The organism is Streptomyces avicenniae (assembly GCF_000719135.1).
Classification (GTDB): domain Bacteria; phylum Actinomycetota; class Actinomycetes; order Streptomycetales; family Streptomycetaceae; genus Streptomyces; species Streptomyces avicenniae.
This window is the reverse complement of sequence record NZ_JOEK01000001.1, coordinates 772,912-791,379: the sequence shown is the minus strand read 5'-3', so window position 1 is coordinate 791,379 and position 18,468 is coordinate 772,912. Positions and strand designations below refer to the sequence as shown.

Annotated in this window: 18 protein-coding genes and 1 pseudogene; 5 read left to right on the top strand and 14 right to left on the bottom strand. The window is 72.5% G+C overall.

The window, feature by feature from the left end:
* Positions 1-21: 21 nt before the first annotated feature.
* From kynU to IF27_RS03625, 9 genes and pseudogenes are all read right to left on the bottom strand, one after another.
* Entirely contained in the window at positions 22-1,266 is a 1,245-nt protein-coding gene (kynU, locus tag IF27_RS03665; protein ID WP_052847774.1) for a kynureninase, read from the bottom strand.
* 14 nt (positions 1,267-1,280) lie between these two features.
* Positions 1,281-2,120, bottom strand: coding sequence for a tryptophan 2,3-dioxygenase (locus IF27_RS03660; protein ID WP_052847773.1), 840 nt, complete (start codon positions 2,118-2,120; stop codon positions 1,281-1,283).
* A gap of 106 nt (positions 2,121-2,226) precedes the next feature.
* Positions 2,227-2,640 (bottom strand): DUF3151 domain-containing protein, encoded by a 414-nt coding sequence (locus IF27_RS03655; protein WP_052847772.1) that lies wholly within the window; start codon positions 2,638-2,640, stop codon positions 2,227-2,229.
* Between the two features lie 66 nt (positions 2,641-2,706).
* Positions 2,707-3,729, bottom strand: coding sequence for a class II fructose-bisphosphate aldolase (gene fbaA / locus IF27_RS03650; protein WP_052847771.1), 1,023 nt, complete (start codon positions 3,727-3,729; stop codon positions 2,707-2,709).
* 208 nt (positions 3,730-3,937) lie between these two features.
* Positions 3,938-4,474, bottom strand: coding sequence for an orotate phosphoribosyltransferase (pyrE, locus tag IF27_RS03645; protein WP_052847770.1), 537 nt, complete (start codon positions 4,472-4,474; stop codon positions 3,938-3,940).
* Between the two features lie 44 nt (positions 4,475-4,518).
* Complete coding sequence (locus IF27_RS03640) at positions 4,519-5,376, bottom strand: aldose epimerase family protein (protein WP_052847768.1); 858 nt, start codon at positions 5,374-5,376, stop codon at positions 4,519-4,521.
* A gap of 64 nt (positions 5,377-5,440) precedes the next feature.
* Complete coding sequence (locus IF27_RS03635; protein WP_052847766.1) at positions 5,441-6,496, bottom strand: SRPBCC family protein; 1,056 nt, start codon at positions 6,494-6,496, stop codon at positions 5,441-5,443.
* Positions 6,497-6,590: 94 nt separating this feature from the next.
* Positions 6,591-7,343, bottom strand: a pseudogene (locus tag IF27_RS03630) (spermidine synthase); the annotation flags it as partial.
* Positions 7,340-7,912, bottom strand: coding sequence for a DUF2617 family protein (locus IF27_RS03625; protein WP_052847763.1), 573 nt, complete (start codon positions 7,910-7,912; stop codon positions 7,340-7,342). The pseudogene IF27_RS03630 and the gene IF27_RS03625, both read right to left, overlap by 4 nt.
* Before the next feature lie 399 nt (positions 7,913-8,311).
* Between IF27_RS03625 and IF27_RS03620 the strand changes: the two genes are divergently transcribed.
* The 5 genes from IF27_RS03620 (at position 8,312) to IF27_RS03600 (ending at position 14,983) form a co-directional block, all read left to right on the top strand.
* Entirely contained in the window at positions 8,312-10,075 is a 1,764-nt protein-coding gene (locus IF27_RS03620; RefSeq protein ID WP_052847762.1) for an ABC transporter family substrate-binding protein, read from the top strand.
* Between the two features lie 220 nt (positions 10,076-10,295).
* Positions 10,296-11,807 carry an ABC transporter permease gene (locus tag IF27_RS03615; RefSeq protein ID WP_052847757.1) on the top strand — a complete coding sequence of 504 codons (1,512 nt, stop codon included), beginning with the start codon at positions 10,296-10,298 and terminating at the stop codon, positions 11,805-11,807.
* Positions 11,808-11,820: 13 nt separating this feature from the next.
* Complete coding sequence (locus IF27_RS03610; protein ID WP_052847755.1) at positions 11,821-12,825, top strand: ABC transporter permease; 1,005 nt, start codon at positions 11,821-11,823, stop codon at positions 12,823-12,825.
* Between the two features lie 41 nt (positions 12,826-12,866).
* The gene (locus IF27_RS03605; RefSeq protein WP_223290897.1) at positions 12,867-13,967 is read left to right on the top strand and encodes an ABC transporter ATP-binding protein; all 1,101 of its coding nucleotides are present in this window, start codon (positions 12,867-12,869) and stop codon (positions 13,965-13,967) included.
* Positions 13,964-14,983, top strand: a complete 1,020-nt coding sequence (locus IF27_RS03600) for an ABC transporter ATP-binding protein (protein ID WP_052847751.1) — start codon at positions 13,964-13,966, stop codon at positions 14,981-14,983. The genes IF27_RS03605 and IF27_RS03600 overlap by 4 nt, the downstream gene beginning before the upstream one ends.
* Before the next feature lie 76 nt (positions 14,984-15,059).
* Here the strand turns inward: IF27_RS03600 and IF27_RS03595 are convergent, their stop codons facing one another.
* The 5 genes from IF27_RS03595 to IF27_RS03575 all read right to left on the bottom strand — a co-directional run bounded on the left by IF27_RS03595 (position 15,060) and on the right by IF27_RS03575 (position 18,419).
* On the bottom strand, positions 15,060-15,992 hold the full coding sequence (locus tag IF27_RS03595; RefSeq protein ID WP_052847748.1) for an aminoglycoside phosphotransferase family protein: 933 nt from the start codon (positions 15,990-15,992) through the stop codon (positions 15,060-15,062).
* A 62-nt stretch (positions 15,993-16,054) separates the two neighbouring features.
* Positions 16,055-16,483 (bottom strand): VOC family protein, encoded by a 429-nt coding sequence (locus IF27_RS03590; RefSeq protein ID WP_052847745.1) that lies wholly within the window; start codon positions 16,481-16,483, stop codon positions 16,055-16,057.
* Positions 16,484-16,572: 89 nt separating this feature from the next.
* Positions 16,573-16,986: a nuclear transport factor 2 family protein gene (locus IF27_RS03585; RefSeq protein WP_052847743.1), complete on the bottom strand. Its 414-nt coding sequence runs from the start codon at positions 16,984-16,986 to the stop codon at positions 16,573-16,575.
* 85 nt (positions 16,987-17,071) lie between these two features.
* Positions 17,072-17,539 carry a MarR family winged helix-turn-helix transcriptional regulator gene (locus IF27_RS03580; RefSeq protein WP_052847741.1) on the bottom strand — a complete coding sequence of 156 codons (468 nt, stop codon included), beginning with the start codon at positions 17,537-17,539 and terminating at the stop codon, positions 17,072-17,074.
* Positions 17,540-17,600: 61 nt separating this feature from the next.
* A complete protein-coding gene (locus IF27_RS03575; RefSeq protein ID WP_052847738.1) occupies positions 17,601-18,419 on the bottom strand; it encodes a class I SAM-dependent methyltransferase in 819 nt (272 codons plus the stop codon).
* Positions 18,420-18,468: the final 49 nt, after the last annotated feature.

The following is an 18,468-nucleotide window of genomic DNA, read 5'->3' as shown; positions in this document are numbered from 1 at the left end:
CCTGCGGCACGCCCTCGCCCGTCACGCGGACGCCGTCTCCCCCACGACGCGGCGCAGCGTGCGGGCCGCGCGCAGGGTGTCGGCGAACGAGGTGTAGAGCGGCGTGAACCCGAAGCGCAGGACGTCGGGCGGCCTGAAGTCGCCGACGACGCCCGCGGCGATCAGCCGGTCCATGACCGTGGCGGCGTCGGGGTGGCGCAGCGCGATCTGGCTGCCGCGCCGCGCGTGGTCGGCGGGCGTGACGGACTCGACCGTGCCGGGCGGCAGTTCCGCGGCGACGCAGTCGAGGAAGAAGTCGGTGAGGGCCAGGCTCTTGGTGCGGACGGCGCCGATGTCCACGCCGTCCCAGACGTCGAGCGCCGCGTCGAGGGCGAGCAGCGACAGGATGTCGGGGGTGCCGACGCGGCCCCTGGCGGCGCCGGTGGCCGGGGTGTGGTGGGCGGCCATGGCGAAGGGGTCGGCGTGCGAGTTCCAGCCGGGCAGGGGGGAGTCGAATGCGGCGAGGCGGTCGGCGCGCAGCGCGAGGAACGCGGGGGCGCCGGGCCCGCCGTTGAGGTACTTGTAGGTGCAGCCCACCGCGAAGTCCACGCCGTGCGCGTCCAGTTCCACGGGGAGCGCTCCGGCGCTGTGGCACAGGTCCCAGACGACGGGCGCGCCCGCCGCGTGGACGGCGGCGGTGATGCCGGGCAGGTCGTGCAGCGTGCCGGTGCGGTAGTCCACGTGGTTGACGAGCGCGACCGCCGTACGCGGCCCGGCCGCCGCCGCGATCCCGGCGGCCGGGACGGGGCGCAGGGTACGGCCGGTGAGGCGTGCGGCGGACGCGGCGATGTACCCGTCCGTGGGGAAGGTGGCGGCGTCCACCAGGATCTCGTCGCGGTCGTCCGGGACGGTGCGCACGGCGCCGACCAGTGCCTTGAACAGGTTGACGCTGGTGGAGTCGCCGACGACGACGCGGCCGGGGCCGCTGCCGACGAGGGGGGCGATGCGGTCGCCGACCCGTTCCGGCGCGGTCCACCAGCCGGACTCCGTCCAGGACCTGATGCGCAGCTCGCCCCACTCGCGTGCGACGACCTCGGCGAGGCGCACGGGCACGGCCCGGGGCAGGGCGCCCAGCGAGTTGCCGTCGAGGTAGACGGTGTCGTCCAGGACGAAGGCGGCGCGCCGCTCGCGCAGGGGGTCGGCGGCATCGAGGGCGGCGGCCCTGGCGTCGAGGACGCCAGGGCCTGGCCGCGCGTCAGGCGGCACGGGGGCTGTCGGGTCGGCCATGGGACCCGATGGGATCAGACATGACCGCGTGCCGTCCACAGCTCGGGGAAGACCGGCTGCCTGGCGCGCTTCTCCAGCCAGGCGACCCCGGCCGAGCCGCCGGTCCCCTGCTTGCCGCCCATCGCGCGGCGGGTGGCCGCCAGATGGTCGTTGCGCCAGCGCCAGACGAGTTCGGCCACCTCGGTGAGCGCCTCGCCGAGCGGCAGCAGCAGCGGGGTCTCCTCGGCGTAGACGCGCTGCCAGGCCGCCTCGACGGCCGGGTGCGGCGTCCAGCGGGCCGTGCGGTCGCGCTCCAGCACCTCGGGCGGGAGGGCGAAGCCGTGCCGGGCGAGCAGGGCGACCGCCTCGTCGTAGAGGCTGGGTTCGTGCAGCGCCTCGGTCAGCTCGGCGTGCACCCGGGGGCTGCCCCGGTGCGGCACCAGCATCGAGGGGGACTTCTCGCCGAGCAGGAACTCCAGGCGCCGGTACATGGCGGACTGGAAGCCGGAGCCGTCGCCCAGCGCGGGGCGGAAGGCGTTGAACTGGCGCGGTGTGAGGCGCGCCAGCGGCTCCCAGGACGCGTTGAGCGCCCGTAGTTCGTGCGCCGAGCGGTCCAGCGCCGCGAGCGCGGTGGGCAGGTCACCGGCGCGCAGCGCGCGGGCGGCGGTGCGCCACTCGTGGACGAGCAGGGTGAACCACAGCTCCATGACCTGGGTGGTGACCAGGAACGCGGGCTCGCCCGGATCGTCGGTGAGCGTCTGCTGGAGGTGAGTCAGGGTCTCGGCGTGGACGTAGTCCTCGTAGGGCGTGGCGTCCGCTCCGAAGTCGAGCGTGGGCCCGGGGTCGTCCGGGCGTGGTGCGTCGGGGTGCGACATCGTGGTGCCTCCTCCCGCGTCAGGGTAAGGGGCGGGACGCGAAGAGGCGCCCCGCGCGGCAGGCGGGGCGCCTCGTGGTCCGTCGGCCGCGAAGCGGCCGTGCGGCCTAGGACAGCGTGTCGGCCGCGGTGGGCGAGCTGTCGCGGAGGAACTGCGCGCAGCGCTTGTACTCCTCCTCCTCGCCGATCGCCTGGGCGGCGCGGGCGAGGGCGTGCAGGGCGCGGAGGAAGCCGCGGTTCGGCTCGTGCTCGAACGGGATGGGGCCGGTGCCCCGCCAGCCGCTGCGCCGCAGGGCGTCGAGGCCGCGGTGGTAGCCGGTCCTGGCGTAGGCGTACGACTCGACGGTGCGTCCGTCCGCGAAGGCGTCGTCCGCGAGCTGTGCCCAGGCCAGGGAGGACGCCGGATGGGCGGCGGCCACCTCGGCCGGGGCCGTGCCCGCGGCGAGCAGGCCGCGCGGCTCCGGGTCATCGGGCAGATGGGTCGGGGGCGGCCCCCCGAGCAGATTCTCGTGAATGGCCATGCCGTCCAGTCTGCCCCACGTCCCGGAGTACGGCGGCGGTCTCCCGCGCCCGCCCGCGGGCGTGCCCTACTTCAGGCGGGTGCCGGTGGAGCGGAGGTCGGCGCACGCCTGGGTGACGCGCGCGGCCATGCCCGCCTCGGCCAGCTTGCCCCAGCTGCGCGGGTCGTAGGTCTTCTTGTCGCCGACCTCGCCGTCCACCTTGAGGACGCCGTCGTAGTTGCGGAACGCGTGGTCCACGATCGGGCGGGTGAAGGCGTACTGGGTGTCGGTGTCGAGGTTCATCTTGACCACGCCGTTCTGCAGCGCGGTGGCGATCTCCTCCCGCGTGGAGCCGGAGCCGCCGTGGAAGACGAAGTCGAACGGCGCCTGCTTGCCGTAGCGCTCGGCCACGCCCTCCTGGAGGTCCTTCAGCAGGTCGGGGCGCAGGACGACATTGCCCGGCTTGTAGACGCCGTGGACGTTGCCGAAGGAGGCGGCCAGCAGGTAGCGGCCCTTCTCCCCCAGGCCCAGGGCCTCGGCGGTGCGGACGGCGTCCTCGACCGTGGTGTAGAGCTTGTCGTTGATCTCGTGGGTGACGCCGTCCTCCTCGCCACCGGTCGGGGTGATCTCGACCTCCAGGACGATCCGGGCGGCGGCGGCGAGGGCGAGCAGGTCCTCGGCGATCTCCAGGTTGTGCTGGAGGGTCTCGGCCGAGCCGTCCCACATGTGGGACTGGAAGAGCGGGTTCTCGCCCCGGTCCACCCGCTCCTTGGAGAGGGCGAGCAGCGGCCGGACATAGCCGTCCAGCTTGTCCTTGGGGCAGTGGTCCGTGTGCAGCGCGATGTTGACCGGGTACTTCTCGGCCACGATGTGCGCGAACTCGGCGAGCGCGGAGGACCCGGAGACCATGTCCTTGCTGTACTGGCCACCGAGGAACTCGGCGCCGCCGGTGGAGATCTGGACGATGCCGTCGCTCTCCGCCTCGGCGAAGCCGCGCAGGGCGGCGTGCAGGGTCTGCGTCGAGGTGACATTGATGGCCGGGTAGGCGAACTGGCCTGCCTTCGCCCGGTCGAGCATCTCGTTGTAGACCTCGGGGGTCGCGATGGGCATCTGTCCGCTCCTTGATGTGTGCGTCGTGACGGCTCGGAGGATCAGGGGAACGACGTCATCGTCGCGCTTATCCTCCCAGACGGCCGGTCGCGACCCGGGCGCCCCACAGGACGTTTCACGTGAAACAACTACGGTGCGTGATCGCCGCAGGTCGGGCCGGGCGGGGCACGGTCCGGACTGCGCCGGTCGGGCGAAGGGCCCGGCGGGGTCACTCCCGCCCGAGGTCGGCGAGGTCGAAGGCCCGGTGGTAGGACAGCCCGGCGCGCTCGACGGCCGGGGCCGCGCCACGCTCCACGATCACCGCGACGCCGACGACCTCGGCGCCCGCCTCGCGCAGCGCGGTGACGGCGGTGAGCACCGAGCCGCCGGTGGTGGAGGTGTCCTCCACGGCCAGCACCCGGCGGCCCGCGACGTCCGGGCCCTCGACCCGGCGCTGGAGGCCATGGGTCTTCTCCGTCTTGCGCACGACGAACGAGTCGAGCCGCCGCCCCCGGGCCGCCGCCGCGTGCAGCATGGCCGCGGCGACCGGATCGGCGCCCAGGGTCAGCCCGCCGACCGCCGAGTAGTCCAGGTCGGCGGTGAGGTCGAGCATCACCTGACCGACCAGCGGCGCGGCCTCGCCGTCCAGCGTGATCCGGCGCAGATCCACGTACCAGTCGGCCTCCCGGCCCGAGGAGAGCACGACCTTGCCCTCGACGACGGCCTTCTCCTTGATCTGCCGCAGCAGCTCGTCACGCACACTCATGGCACGAGACCCTACGTCAGCCGTTCCGCGCGGCCCGCGCCTGGTCAGGGGGCCAGGGTGCGCCAGGACCAGGACGTCGCGATCTCCAGCGGCTCCAGCTCGGTGACCAGGCGCGGCGCGCTGTTCAGCCCGTCCGGCGGTCCTGACTGCGGCTCGACGCAGACGGCCTCGGCCATCTCGTCGTAGACCACGGCCCAGGGCGCGCGGCTGGTGACCGTCAGCTCCAGCCGCTCCGGCCAGGTCAGGGTGACCGCCACGCCGTCCGGCATCCCGAAGCAGTCGTCCCACGGCCCGGGGCGCGGGGGGAGGCGGCGGCCGGTCGGCAGATGGTCCTCGCCGCGCTCCTCCTGCCAGGCGGGGGTGAACGCCAGCTCGACGTCCCGGCCGCCGTCGCCGAGGTTCCGCAGGAACCAGGGGTGCCAGCCCGCCTGTGCGGGGAACGAGTCGCCCAGCGTCTCCACGCCGAGGGTGAGCGTCAGCCCGCCGCCGTCGGGGGCCAGCTCCACGAGCTGGGTGACGCGGCCGGGCCAGGGCCAGGGGTCGGTCAGCTCGGTCACGAAGGCGGCCGAGGTGGCGTCGGCGGCGACGGTGCGCCAGGCGCGCTTGCGGACCGTGCCGTGGATGGCGTGCGGGCCCGCGTCCTGCGGCAGCTGGTGGACGGTGCCGCCGTTGCTGAACCGGCCGTCCCGCGTCCGGCCGCACCAGGGGGCCATCACGAAGGAGCCGAACCGCTCGCCCTGGCGCAGCACCTCGGTCCCGGCGATCCGCAGGGACGACAACCTGGCCCCCTGGTCGGGACGGACGGTCAGCTCGGTGTCCCCGGCGCGCAGCAGGACGCCGGGCTCCCCGGCGGCGGGGTCCCGGTCGGCGGCGCCGTGGCGCTGGGTCTCATGGGTGGTCACGCCATGACGATAACGAGCGGCAGGCGCCGTTACCCAGACCGGCCGGGGGACGGCCTGATCCCGGTCACTGTCCGGCGAGATAGCGGCGGCGCAGGACCCCGACGAGGACCGCACCCGCCACCGCGACGGCGGCGGCGGGCGCCGCCCAGCGCAGCACGGCCGAGGGTCCCGGCACACGGCCCGGCGCGGGCTCGGGGGCGTACCGGCCGCGCGGCGGCGCGTGGTCCACCTCCTCGGCGCTGCGGCCGATCATCGTGCGGCGCGCGAAGTCCGCCTCGGGCTCGGGGAGGTCGGCGCCGACCGCGGCCAGCTCGTCGTCGTCCTCCAGGGCCAGTTCCTCCGGCGTCAGCTCGTCGTCGGCCAGTTCGCCGCCCAGCTCGTCGTCCAGCGCCCCGCCCAGCAGCTCGCGCTCCAGCGCGTCGCCGCCCAGCACCGCGTCGGTCGGCACGCCGGTCTCGCCGCCGATGCCGCCCGGCGCGTGCAGGTCCTCCTCGGCGGCCTCCTGCGGGGCTGCGGCGCCCGGTTCGACGGCGGAGGGCGGTCCCGGCGCCGGATCGGGCTCCGGCTCGCTCGCGGCCGGGATGCCGGGGATCGCCCGCTCGTTGTCGCCCGGCTCGCCGATGCCCCCGGCGGGCGGGGCCGTGGCCTCGTGCACCAGCTCGTCGGTCAGCGTCTCGGCGAAACGGTCCAGCACGCGGCGGCCGACCGCCTCGACACGCTCCGGCTCCACCTCGGCCAGCCGCCCGGCGGCCTCCACGGTGGCGCCGAACGCCAGGGTCGTCCCCGAGCCGTCCGGCACCGGGCGCGGCACGACGGTCAGCACCAGATGGACGGCGCCGTCGCCCCTGGCCTCCTCGCCCTTGCCCTCGACGGCGATCCCCTCGCCACGCTCCGTGACGCTGAGGGAGCCCCGGTAGGTGATCGTGGAGGACCCGACGCGCAGCCGCAGCCTGCCGCGCAGCACGGCGGGTGTGTCGGGGCCCGGCGCGTCCGGTGGCGCCCCCTCACCCGCCGCCAACTGGAGGCCCGGGACACAGCGGGCGACCCGCACCGGGTCGGCGAACGCGCGGCGCACGACGGTGGCGGACAGGGGGACGTAGACCTCGTGCTCCATGGCCATGGCGCGGAGCCTACCCACACACGGTGATCGGATCACTTATCCGCCGCTCGCACGCCGCGCCCTCGACCACGCCGCCCGTCCCCTGCCGCTCGTCGAGCGCGCGCTCGGCGGCCCGCTCCAGCGGGGCGACGAGGGTGACACCGGCGAGCAGCGCGACGACGACGCCCGCGTTCAGCGCGAGCAGGGTGCGCCGGGCGCGGCGGGACAGGTCGTCCCGGAAGAGCCACAGCACCAGCAGCGCGCCCGCCAGCGCGTTGATCACACCGGTGAACAGGGCGGCGGTCAGGCGGCCGAGAAGAGGGAGGAGAAGAAAGGGGAAGGCCAGCCCGCCCAGCAGCGCCCCGACGTAGTCCGCCGCCGACAGGTCGGCCACCGCGCGCCCCGGGTCCTGGCGGCGGATGCGCTGGATCAGCGTCATCAGCAGCGGCATCTCCGCGCCGATGAGCACGCCCATCGCCAGGCAGAGGCAGAAGAGGACAGGACGCGCCTCGCCGAAGAGCAGGAAGCACAGATAGAGGGTGATCGCGGAGGAGCCGCCGATCAGCGCGAGCCCCACCTCGATCAGGCCGAAACCGGCCGACGCCCGCCTGCGCAGCCGCTTCGCGCCGAGGGAGCCCATCCCCATCGCGAAGACCATCAGGGAGAGCACGACCGAGGTGTGCGTCACCGTGTCGCCGACGAAGTAGTCGGCGAGCGCGATCAGCTCCAGTTCGTAGATCAGGCCGCACGCGGCGCAGACGAAGACGGCCGCCAGGACCACACAGCGCCCCGCCCCCGCCGACACGGGCAGCACGGCCGCTCGGGAGCGGTCCGCGGCGGACCGCTCGGTGTCGTACGTGTCGATCATGAACCGAACGTTACGTCACACCTCGGGTTCGCCTTGTCACCCACAGGAGTGGAATCGGGCTCATCTGTCGCGCCGGTCACGCGAGTTCGGGTCGCGACGAGGCACAGCTCCTGCGGGTACGCGTGCCAGGTCCGCCAGTGCACCTGCGCCCCGCGCCGCTGGGCGAGCAGGGCGGTGAACGCGTTGGGGTCGCCGGGGAACATCGCCGCGAGCCCGTGCGGATGCTCCGCGACGAGCGCGAGCAGCTCCTGCGCCCGCCCGGCGAACGAGCCGGGGCTCAGGCTCTCGACGCGCGCCGCGAACTCGTACTCGAAGTTCCCGAGGCGCCGGGAGACACCGAGCGGCAGCGGGGTGTTGCTGCCCGGCATGCAGGCGACGGTCTCCGAGCAGGTGCCCTCGCCGCTCTCCAGCAGCACCTGGTGGGACGCCCCCAGCACCCGCAGTTCCACGCGGGCGCCCGCGAGCCGCAGGTCGAGGGTCGCCAGCGAAGGGAGCGGCTCCCGCCCGAGCGCCCAGGCCAGGTCGTCGGCCCGTGTGTCGGTGAAGGTCGTGGTGATCGTGGTGAGCATGGGTCGGCCCCCGCATGCGCGCAGTCGAGGGTGTGCGGCGGCGAGGACCGCCCCCCGGAGACATCGACTCCACCGAACCACGGATGCGAGGGGGCCCACAGCGTTTTTGCCCAACTTCACCAGGTTTCCATCCCCTCGGGGGGAGGGTGGCTCACCTGTTCACCCGCTGCCCGCACGCATAGCGAACAGATATGCAAAGTCAACGCGCGGAGACTCTGAGGAGCGGATGCCGAATGTCCGTTTTTTTATCGATATCCGCCATTTTGCAGATAACAGGTCAGCGTGCTTCACATCTCGGCTGCACAACGGTCACCCGGGCGCACTTGTTCGCGCCCACTTCTGTGAGGAAGCTCAGCCCAACTTCACACCAGAAGTCATGACACCGTGGAAGGCCCGAAGATGACCCGATTCGGCAGAACGTCGAAGCTCGTCGCGGCTGCGCTGGGAGGAGTGCTCGTCCTCTCCGCCTGCAGCAGCAGCGACGACGACAGCGGAGACGACGGCGGCGAGAGCCCCGGCGCGTCCGGCCCCAGTGGCACCGTGACCTACGCCATGGCGCAGCCGTGGCAGAGCTGGAACGTCGCGACCGCCGGCGCGAACAGTGCCGCCAACGGCCAGGTCATGGAGCAGGTGATCTCCGGCTTCTGGACGTACGGCAACGAAGACGGTCAGCCGATCCCCAACGAGGACTTCGGCACCTTCGAGAAGGTCTCCGACGACCCGCTGACCGTGAACTACACGATCAACGACGCCGCCGTGTGGTCGGACGGCACCCCGATCGACTGTGACGACATCCTCCTGTGGTGGACCGTCCAGTCCGGCACGTTCGACAGCGTCTTCTCCGCGGTCGGCACGCAGGGCGTCGAGGACACCGCGCGTCCCGAGTGCGCGGCCGGCGACAAGGCGTTCACGCTGGCGTACGACCAGCCGTTCGCCGACTGGGTGACCGCTGGTCCCGGCCACGGCAACAACGCCATGCTGCCCGCGCACGTCGTGTCGCAGCAGGGTGGCTTCGGTTCCGAGGAGGAGTTCATCGCCGCCCTCCAGGGTGACGACCCGGCCCCCCTCGAAGCCGCCGGTGAGTTCTACAACAACGGCTGGCTGATCTCCGGCGCGCTGCCGGACCCGGCCCTCATACCGTCCTCCGGCCCGTACATCGTCTCGGAGTACGTCGCGGACCAGTCGATCACGCTGACCGCGAACCCCGAGTGGTGGGGCGAGCCGCCGGCGTCCGAGACGGTCGTGTTCCGCACGATCGCCGAGGAGGAGCAGGTCCAGGCGCTCCAGAACGGCGAGGTGGACATCATCGAGCCGCAGCCGACGGTGGACATCGCCCAGCAGATCCAGGCGGCCTCCGGCATCGCCAACGAGGTCGGTGACGAGTACACCTACGAGCACCTCGACTTCAACTTCAACCAGGGTGTCTTCGCGGACAACCTCGCGCTGCGCCAGGCGTTCTCGCTCTGCGTGCCGCGTGAGCAGCTGGTGGACAACCTGATCCGTCCGGTCGTCCCGGACAGCACGGTCAAGGAAGTCCGGAACGTCGCCCCCTGGGACTCCGGTTACGAGGAGGCCGTCGCCGCCTCCCAGCCGGTGATCGACGAGTTCGGTGTCCAGGACATCGAGCGCGCCCGCCAGATCCTTGAGGAAGAGGACGCGGTCGGCACGCCGGTCGTGCTCGGCACCCTGGAGAACCAGCGTCGCGTGGACGCCGGTCAGCTGATCCAGGCCGCCTGCAACGAGGCCGGCTTCGAGGTGGACTTCCAGCCCGCCGCCGACTTCTTCGACACCAACGGCGCGCTGGCGCAGAACCGCTTCGACGTCGCCATGTACGCCTGGGCCGGCGCCGCCGACCGCTCCGGCTGGAACTCGACCTACCGCACGGTGACCGAGTGCTCCGCCGAGGGCAAGGGCAACAACAACGGCTGCTACTCCAGCCCCGAGATGGACGAGCTGCTCGACCAGGTCCTGCGCACCTCCGTCGAGGAGGAGGCCATCGAGCTGACCTCCCAGATCGAGCTGCTGCTGTGGGAGGACATGGTCACGATCCCGCTGTACCAGCACCCGGGCATCACCGCCTGGGGCCAGGGCGTCGAGAACGTCATCCCGAACCCGTCCCAGAACGGCATCGCCTGGAACGCGGACCAGTGGAGCAAGTCCTGACCTGCGCCTAGCGCACCGTCCGGTGCGGCCGGCCCGCCGGCCCGCCGCACCGGACACCGCGTGACGCGTACGTCACCAGCACCCGGCACGTGCAGCACCATCCACACGCCGGGCGGGGCCGGGGGGCCTATGTCCTCCGGCCCCGCTCCGCGTCCGGCGGCTCCCTCCACCGCCACGTCCGCCCCCCCGCCTCCCCTGAAACACCTGGAGTCAGCGCACCATGCTCGTCTTCATTGCGCGGCGGCTCTTCGTCTCGATCTGGGTCTTCCTCGCCGCCTCGGTGTTGGTCTTCATCCTTTCGACCAACGTCAGGGACCCTCTAGCCGAAGCACGCCAGCTGCCAGAGACCGCCCGCGAGAGCGCGATCCGCGTCATCACCGAACGGATGCATCTCGAAGATCCTGTCCTCGTGCGGTACTTCCGCTGGCTCAGTGACGCGGTGACCGGGAACCTGGGCGTGAACCGCCAGGGTCTCGACGTCAACGCGAGGCTGGAGACCGCGTTCTCCGCGACGCTCCAGCTGATCACCGGCGCCACCGTCCTCGCGATCATCATCGGCATCACGATCGGTGTCATCTCCGCGCTGCGGCAGTACTCGGCGCTGGACCAGACCGTGACGTTCATCGCGTTCGTCTGCTTCTCGCTGCCCCTGTTCTGGGTCGGCACGCTGCTGAAGCAGTTCCTCGCCCTCGACTTCAACGACTGGCTGGCCGATCCCGTCATATCGCCGCTGTTCATCGGCGGTATCGCGCTGATCACCGGCCTGTTCTGCGGCGGGGTCGTCGTCGGCGACCGCCGCTCCCGCATCACCGCGTTCGTGAGCTCCACCGCCGCGATGGCGATCCTGCTGTCCGTGCTGTCGGCCACCGAGTGGTTCTCCGACCCCAGCCTCGGCCCGATCGTCGTCGCGCTGACCGCCATCGGCGGCGCCATCGGCTTCACGACGCTGGTCAGCGGTCTCGAGTGGAAGCCGCCGCTCCAGGCAGCCCTGATCGCCGCCGCCGTCGGCATCGTCGCGTACTTCGCGCTCGACCCGGTGCTGGACGACCCGCAGCTGCTCACGATCGTGCTGCTGCTCCTGGTCACGGTCGGCATCTGCTTCGCCATCGGCTGGTTCCTCGGTGGCGACCTCTACCGGCGCAACGCCATCCCGGCCGCCGTCCTGACCGGTGTGTTCACCGGCGCCGTGATCTTCGTGGACCGGATGCTCTCGTCGTTCCAGAGCTACAGCGCCTCGGTCAACAACCGGCCGATCTCGACCGTGGGCGCCGAGACGCCGAACTACGAGGGCACGTTCTGGGAGAGCGGCCTCGACTCGTTCGGCCACCTCGCGCTGCCGACCCTGGCCCTGGTCCTCATCTCGCTCGCCACCTACACGCGCTACACGCGGGCGAGCATGCTGGAGGTCATGAACCAGGACTACGTGCGCACCGGCCGGGCCAAGGGCCTGAGCGAGCGCGCCGTGGTCACCCGGCACGTGCTGCGCAACGGCCTGATCCCCATCACCACCCTGATCGCCTACGACATCGGCACGATCGTCGGCGGCGCCGTCGTCACCGAGCAGGTCTTCGGCTGGTCGGCGATGGGCAGCATGCTGTTCGACGGCATCAGGGAGGGCGACCCGATGCCGATCATGGCGTTCTACGTGGTCAGCGGTGGCGCGATCGTCCTGTTCAACATGGTCGCCGACATCGCCTACGCCTTCCTCGACCCCCGTATCCGCCTGTCGTAAAGGAGACTGGCCCATGACGCGTAACGCGCAGCCGGCCGGGGCGGAAACGGCCCCGGCGGCGCCGGGTGCGGCGAATGCCACCGCACACGGACTCACCATCGTCGCCCGATCCCAGGGTCAGCTGATCAGGCGCCGGTTCTTCCGGCACCGCGGCGCCCTGTTCGGGATGTTCCTCTTCCTCGTGGTCGTCGTGCTGTCCATCAGCTCGATCGGCCTGGGACCGATCCCCGGCTGGTGGGACAAGTCGCCCACCGAGACCGGCACCGTCACCGGCGGCGGTCCCACCCTGTCCGTCCTGCCGAGCTTCCTCGGCGGCGGCGGCGTGCACCTCGGCGAGCACCCGTTCGGCCAGGACAACATCGGCCGTGACTACTTCGCGCTCACCATGCGCGGCACGCAGGTGTCGCTGATGATCGCGATCGTCGTCGGCCTGGTCTCCACCCTGGTCGGCACGATCATCGGTGCCGCCGCGGGCTACTTCCGCGGCTGGATCGAGTCGGTCCTGATGCGGGTCACCGACGTCATGATCGCCATCCCGACGCTGCTGATCGCCGGTCTGATCGGCTCCATCGTGGCGGACCGCGGCGTGGTGCTCTTCGCGCTCTTCCTCGGCCTGTGCCTGTGGACGCAGATCGCCCGCCTGGTGCGCGGCGAGGTGCTGTCGCTGCGGGAGAAGGAGTACGTGGAGGCGGCCCGTTCGGTCGGCACCTCGGCCGGTCGGATCATCTTCAAGCACATCCTGCCCAACGCCATGGGCATCATCATCGTGTCGGCCACGCTGGCGATCGCGAGCGCCGTGCTGACCGAGTCGGCGCTGTCGTTCCTCGACCTCGGCGTCCAGCCGCCCGACACCTCGCTCGGCCGCCAGATCAACGACTACCGCACGGCGCTGACCGTCCGCCCCTGGCTGTTCTACTGGCCGGGCGTGTTCATCATCGCCATCGCGCTGTCGGTCAACTTCATCGGCGACGGCCTGCGTGACGCCTTCGATCCGCGACAGACCCGGGTGCGTGACTGATGCCTTCCCAGATCCCCCCTGTGAAAATCCCGGCCCCCGCGGTGAGCGGCGACGCCTCCGTGACCGAGGCCGCGGAAGAGGTGCACAACGCCCTCACGCTGGCGCAGGCCAAGCCGCCGTCGGACGAGGTGATCCTCTCCGTCGAGAACCTGACGGTGGAGTTCCCCACGGACGACGGCCTCGTCCGGGCCGTGCGCGGCATCGACTACACGCTGCACGCCCGTGAGGTGCTGGGCATCGTCGGCGAGTCGGGCTCGGGCAAGTCGGTGTCGTCGATGGCCGTCATGGGCCTGCTGCCGAAGAGCGCCCGCGTGCGCGGCAACATCCGCTACCGCGGCCAGGACCTCCTGGCGCTGCGCCCGAACGAGCAGCGCGCGCTGCGCGGCCGGAAGATCGCCATGATCTTCCAGGACCCGATGACGTCGCTGAACCCGGTGCGGTCCATCGGCGACCAGCTCGCCGAGGCCGTGCTCGCGCACCACCTGGTGCCGCGCAAGCAGGCGCTCGCCCGCGCCAAGGAGATGCTCGACCTCGTCGGCATCCCGCAGGCGGACAAGCGGCTGAAGGCGTACCCGCACGAGTTCTCCGGCGGTATGCGGCAGCGCGTGATGATCGCGATGGCGATCATCAACGACCCGGACGTGATCATCGCCGACGAGCCGACCACGGCCCTCGACGTGACCGTCCAGGCGCAGATCCTGGAGAAGCTCCTTGAGGTCAAGGACGAGGTCAACGCCGCGATCCTCATGATCACGCACGACCTCGGCGTGATCGCGGGCATGGCCCACCGCACGCTGGTCATGTACGCGGGCAAGCCGGTCGAGGTCGGCTCGACGGACCAGGTGTTCTACGAGCCGCGGATGCCGTACACCGCCGGTCTGCTGGGCTCCATCCCGTCGCTGGACGGCGAGCGCGACGGGCGGCTGCGGCCCATCGGCGGCACCCCGCCGTCGCTGATCAGCCTGCCGGTGGGCTGCCCGTTCTCGCCGCGCTGCCCGCTGGCGACCGACGTGTGCCGCGAGCGTGAGCCCGAGCTGACCACCACGGAGGACGGCCACCTGGCCGCCTGCCACCACAGCGACCGTCTGGCCGCCGCGGAGGACGCGACGGCGTTCTTCCGCTCACCCGAGGAGGGCCGATGACCACCATGACGAAGACGAAGGAACTGCTGAACGTCACCGATCTGGTGGTGAACTTCCCCGTGCGCGGCGGCGGCCTGATCCGCCGGGTCGTGGGGCAGGTCCAGGCGGTCAGCGGCGTGTCCTTCGCGGTGAACGAGGGCGAGACGCTGGGCGTCGTCGGCGAGTCGGGCTGCGGCAAGTCCACGACGGGCCGGGCGCTGCTCCAGCTGATCAAGCCGACGTCGGGTTCTGTCACGTTCGACGGCGAGGAGATCACCGGGCTCTCGGCGAGCCAGCTGCGTCCGGTGCAGCGCAAGGCGGGCATGGTCTTCCAGGACCCGTACGCCTCGCTGAACCCGCGGCTGCCGGTGAACGACATCATCGCCGAGCCGCTGAAGGTGCAGGGCCAGTACCGCGACGGCGGCAAGCAGCGGGTGGCCGAGCTGCTGTCGCTCGTCGGCCTGAGCCCCGAGCACGGCAACCGGTACCCGCACGAGTTCTCCGGCGGCCAGCGCCAGCGCATCGGCATCGCCCGCGCGCTCGCGCTGAACCCGAAGCTGCTGGTGCTGGACGAGCCGGTCTCCGCGCTCGACGTGTCGGTGCAGGCGGGTGTGGTGAACCTCCTGGAGGACCTCCAGGACCGCCTGGGCGTGGCGTACGTGTTCATCGCGCACGACCTGTCCGTGGTGCGCCACATCTCGGACCGCGTCGCGGTGATGTACCTCGGCCGGATCGTGGAGACGGGCACGCGGCAGGACGTGTACGAGCGCCCGTCGCACCCGTACACGCAGGCGCTGCTGTCGGCCGCGCCGCTGGCCGACCCGCGCAAGGAGCGGCAGCGCCGCCGTACGGTGCTGACCGGCGACGTGCCCAGCCCGCTCGACCCGCCGAGCGGCTGCCGTTTCCGGACGCGCTGCTGGAAGGCGCGGGACATCTGCGCGACGGAGACGCCTGAGCTGAAGGACCGGGGCCAGGGCCACCCGGTCGCGTGCCACTTCGCGGAGGAGGCGGCGCCGGTCACGGTCGCCGCCGTCTGAGCCCTTCCACGGGGACAGGGCGCCCCCGTACCGGCCACGAGCTGGTACGGGGGCGTTCTGCGTCGGGGCGCGGCGCTCAGCGGTCCGTCAGCGCCTCGGCGAGGGCGACGGCGGGCGGGGCGAGGGCGGTCTCGCCGTCCTCGACGTCCCACAGCGCGTTCTGGAGCAGGCGCCCGAGCGTCCAGCCGGTCGCGCGGTCGCGGTCCAGGCCGAGGGCCTCGGTGAGCTGGTCGAAGCGGCGGCGCACCACGCGGTGGACGCCGCCCGGCACGACGACGTCGTCCCAGCGGCTGTCGAGGGCGGGCCACAGGTCGAAGCCGGGGTCTCCGGCGAGGGGTTCCGGGTCGATGGCGAGCCAGGGCTCGCGGTCCGCGGCGAGGACGTTGCCGTGGTGCAGGTCCCAGTGCAGGAGCCGGTCGCCCGAGGTGCCGTGCAGTTCGGCGACGGCCGCGGCCCAGTCGTGCAGGAGGCGCCGTTCGGCCGGGTCGGCGAGGGCCGTGGCGGCGCGTGGTGTCGCGTCGAGCATCGCGGCGGCGATGTCGTGGAGGGTGCGCAGCCCCGGCGGCGCGGGGAGGGCGACCAGCCGGGCCTGGAGCGCGGCGAGGATGCCCGTCGCGGTGTCGTCGTCCGCGACGGAGGCGAGGGTGCGGGTGTCGTCCAGCCGTTCCAGGAGCATGGTGCTGCTCGCCGGGTCGTGGTCCAGGAGCCGCACGATGCCGTTGCCCCGCCAGGTGCGCAGGCCGAGGAGCGCGGCGGTGGTCTCCTCGCGCGGCGGCTGGGCCTTGAGGACGGCGCGGGTGCCGTCGCGGCGGAGCACGGGCAGGACGAAGGAGGCTTCGCCCGTGGCGGGCGTCCCGTCGGGGCGAAGGTCCCAGCGGTCGATGAGGTCGCCGAGGAGGGCGGGCAGCGTGGCGGCGTGGGCCGTCCCGTCGTCGCCGAGGTGCCGTGTCCAGGAGGCGGCGAGGGCGGGCGGGACCTCGATCGGCCAGGGGTGGCTCGTGCCGGTCATCGGCGTTTCCTCCGGCGGGAGTTCGGGTCGTGTGCCGCAGCCTACCGACCGGGGGGTGGGGGTCAGGCGGGGGCGCCCTCGTCGTCCAGCTCGGTGAACAGGGTCAGTTGGAGGGCGCCGGGCGCCTCCAGCCGGGAGTTGAGCGAGTTCCAGGGCGTGCGCGTCGGTGGGGCGACGACCTCGGCCCCGGCGTCGGCCAGCTTCGCCGTGGTGGCGGTGGAGTCGTCCACCTGGAGGGCGACGCGGATGTGCCCGGCGACGCGGCGTCCGACCTCGACGTCGTCGATGAACGCGGCGTGGTTCGGATCGGTCAGCTCCAGGGTGGCGCGGCCCGCGTCGAGGATGGTGACGCGTCCGTCGGCGGAGGCGAACGCGCCGCGCTCCGGCAGGCCGAGGACGTCCCGGTAGAAGTGCAGCGCCGCGTCGTAGTCGGCGGCGGTGACCACCAGGCGGAGTTCGCGGACCGGGGACTCGTCGGGCTGCTCGGGCATGTCGGCTCCTCGGGAAGGTCGGTTGCTGACGTGTCAACCGGACGGGGCCCAGGACCATTCCCGGTCCTGGGCCCCGCCTGCGCGCCCCGTCAACCCGCCCGCGTCCAGGCGAGGGTGATGCGCCATTCGCTGATCCGCCAGCCCGCCGGTGTCCTCGTGAGGGCGGAGTCGAGCCGCAGGCCGCTCGTCAGGTGGGGCGCCTGCCCGTCACGGTGGAAGAAGACGAGCGAGTTGGCGGCGGCGGAGGCGTGGTCGCCCTGGACCTCCACGAGGAGGTCGGTGGTGACGTGCTGGGTGTGCTCGCCCGCGACCTCGGCCCGCTTCATGAAGGCGACGACCTCGTCCAGGCCGCGGAGTTCGCCCCCGCGCGGCGAGTGGACGGCGATGTCGTCGGCGTAGACGGTGCCCGCGTCGTCCCACCGCTTCTCGTCGATCAGCCGGGCGAGGCGGGTGAGCAGGTCGGCGATCTCGGCGCGGTCGGCGGGCAGGGTGTCCGTGGACATGACGTCCCCCTCATTGGGCGATCCAATATTGGCCTCGCCAACTATACGCCGATTCCATTGGTCACGCCAACGATGAGGAGGGGGCTCAGTCCTGGGCGCCTCCGGTGTTGCGGATCATCCGCTGGAGGACCTTCACGGTCGTCACGTAGTCGGCGTCGTCGATGCCCTCGTGGATGGCGTCGCGGATGCCGGGGGCCTCCTTCTTCAGCCGCAGCCGCGCCTCCTCGCCCGCCTCGGTGATCCACAGCCGCCCGTCGCCGTCCCTCGTGAGCCAGCCGCGCGCCACCAGGACGGCCGACTCGGCCACGAGGTCGTCCTCGGGGCGCAGGTACGACCGCATGGCGGCGCGGAGTTCGGGGACGGTCATCCCCTCGCCGTCGGGCGAGATGTCGTGCCGCGACAGGTTGCGCAGCAGCCAGAACTGGGGCTGCGTGAAGCCGTGCAGTGCCTGCTGGGCGCGGATGAACGCGATGACGGCCTCGTAGGCCACCCCCGTCCAGTAGGCGGCCGGCTGTGCGGCCAGCGCGGCGTCGGCGGCGTCGTGCTGCGTCATCGCTCTTCCTTCCTCACGGTGTGTCGATGGGGCAACCGTAGGAGTTCAAGCGTCCTTGAGGTCAAGCGTCGGTCCTGGTCGCGGCGACGGCCACCGTCTCGTACCGCACGGTGAACACGCCGCCCCGCGCGTCGATCGCGGCCCCGACGCCGTCCAGGACCGCCGCGAGGGCGTCGGGCGGCAGGCGCGTGAACGCGCCCTGGGTCGGCATCTGGTCGAGCCACGCGTCGCGGGTGTACGTCAGCTCCCACGCGTACCGCCAGTGCCGCGGCTCGGCGAACGCGCCGCTCGCGCGTATCCCCTCGACGGCCGCGGCGGTCAGCGCGTCGTGACCGCCGAGGTCGCCCCTGGCCATGGCCGCGACGTCGAACGGCGCGCCTGGCAGGGCGCGTTCGAGGACGGCGGCCACATCGTCCGCCAGCTCGGGCGGGAAGGCGAACGCGTTCCAGAACGGCGCGAGCAGCCCGCCGGGCCGCAGGACGCCCGCCGCCTTGACCGCCCCGGCGGCCGGGGCGATCCAGTGCCACGCCTGACCCGCGACCACCGCGTCGAACACGCGCCCCTCCGGCCGCCAGTCCTCGAACGCCGCCACCTCCACGGCGTCGCCGAGGCGCCGCGCCACCTCGGCCATCCGCGCGTCCGTCTCGACGCCGAGCACCCGGCAGCCCGCCGCCCGCAGCTGCCGGGAGGCGATGCCGGTGCCGCAGCCGACGTCGAGCACGGCGCGGCCGGGCGCCGCGGCCTCCGCGATCCGCTCGATCAGGGCGCGGGGGTAGCGGGGGCGGGCGCGGTCGTAGCGGGCGGCGTCGATGCCGAACGACTCGGCGACGGCGCGCAGTTCGTGCGACCGGCGCGGCCGGTCGGGCGGTAGGGTGGGCATACGCCCACTATGAATGGGCGCTTGCCCACTCGTCAACCGGGAGGACCCG